This is a genomic window from Agromyces binzhouensis (assembly GCF_004135055.1).
Lineage (GTDB): Bacteria > Actinomycetota > Actinomycetes > Actinomycetales > Microbacteriaceae > Agromyces > Agromyces binzhouensis.
Genome location: NZ_SDPL01000540.1, coordinates 1 through 1,677, shown reverse-complemented (window position 1 = coordinate 1,677; position 1,677 = coordinate 1). Strand labels below are relative to the sequence as shown.

Genomic DNA, 1,677 nt, shown 5'->3' with positions numbered 1-1,677 from the left:
CGCGCGCCGCGTCGATGTCGGCGAGCGTCACGGTCGGCGCGGCATCCGTGCCCTCGTCGGCGGCGGAGAGCAGCGCGATGCGCTGGCGCGCCAGCGAGTCGAGCGAGCGGAGCCGGGCCTCGGACTGCTCCAGCGCGAAGCTCACGGCACGGGCCGCGTCGACGTCGTCGCCGCCCTGCGCCTGCTCGAGCCGCTCGATGTGCGCCTGGTGGCGTTCGAGCTCCTGCTGCAGCACGAGACGCTCGGCGTGACGTTCGTGCTCGGTACGTCCGGCGGCCTCGAGCGCGCGGCGCAGTTCGACGACCTCGTCGGCCACGAGCCGGGCCTTCGCGTCGCGGACGACCGCGGCGATGCCCGCCGCCTCGCGCGCGACCTCGGCCTGGCGTCCGAGCGGCTTCAGCTGGCGGCGCAGCTCCGCGGCCAGGTCGGTCAGGCGCGTGAGGTTGGCCTGCATCGCGTCGAGCTTGCGGAGCGTCTTCTCCTTGCGGCGGCGGTGCTTCAGGATGCCCGCGGCCTCCTCGATGAACCCGCGACGGTCCTCGGGGCTGGCGTGCAGCACCTGGTCGAGCTGGCCCTGCCCGACGATGACGTGCATCTCACGGCCGAGTCCGGAATCGCTGAGCAGCTCCTGCACGTCGAGCAGGCGGCACTGCTCGCCGTTGATCGCGTACTCGCTGCCGCCGTTGCGGAACAGCGTGCGCGAGATCGTGACCTCGGTGTACTCGATCGGCAGCGCGCCGTCCGAGTTGTCGATGGTGAGGCTCACCTCGGCGCGGCCGAGCGGCCCGCGGGTCGAGGTGCCCGCGAAGATGACGTCCTCCATCTTGCCGCCGCGGAGCGTCTTGGCGCCCTGCTCCCCCATCACCCAGGCGAGCGCGTCGACGACGTTCGACTTGCCGGAGCCGTTCGGGCCGACGATGCACGTGACCCCGGGCTCGAAGGCGAAGGTGGTCGGCTGCGCGAAGGACTTGAAGCCCTTCACGGTGAGGCTCTTGAGGTACATGTCCCCCCGGTGTCGCGGCGTGATGGTGCTGGATGCCTCGGATGAGCGTACCCGAGCGGATGCCGCGGGCCCGGTTCGCTCGCCGCGTTCGGGCGGATCGGGTCGGCCGGGTGCGCCCGGGCCACGGGGCACCGGCTCGGATCGCGGTACCGGGCGGACCGTCGTTTGGCTAGGCTGGCAGGCTGCTCCGAGTCGAGGGAGGACGCATGGGCGCAGAGGTCCGGGAGATCCGGCTGCCGACGGTGGCGGATGCCGCGCCACCCTCCGAACTCGACGCGTACGCCGCGCTGGTCCGACGACTCGACGTCGAGCGCCTGGGCACCGACGAGCTGGCGCGGCCCGTGGCGGAGTTGCTCCGCGAGTTCGCGGACGACCCGTATCGGGCGCATGTGCCGCTCGCCGCGTTCGACGGCGACGTCCTCATCGGGATCGCCGAACTCGAGTGGGAGCGCGACGACGATGCCCGGACCGCGTACCTCGCGATGCTCGGCGTCGCGCCCGACCGCCGTCGTCAGGACGTCGGCTCGACGCTGCTCGCACACGCCGAACGGGTCGCGTCCGACGCGGGGCGCCCGACCCTCGTGCTGTCGGCCGACCACGGAGCGGACCACCTGGCACGCCCGGCCGGGGCGCTCCTGCGCGCCCCCCAGGGCGACGCGACGATCCCGGCCGAC

2 protein-coding genes are annotated in these 1,677 nt (G+C 73.3%); one reads left to right on the top strand and one right to left on the bottom strand.

Going from position 1 to position 1,677, the window contains the following annotated elements:
* Positions 1–1,003 (bottom strand): chromosome segregation SMC family protein (locus tag ESO86_RS16525; protein ID WP_165308187.1); only part of this gene is annotated, 1,003 nt, incomplete at its 3' end.
* Positions 1,004–1,209: 206 nt separating this feature from the next.
* On the opposite strand from ESO86_RS16525, the gene ESO86_RS16520 reads away from it, so the two are divergent.
* A partial coding sequence (locus tag ESO86_RS16520; protein ID WP_165308183.1) for a GNAT family N-acetyltransferase occupies positions 1,210–1,677 on the top strand: 468 nt, incomplete at its 3' end.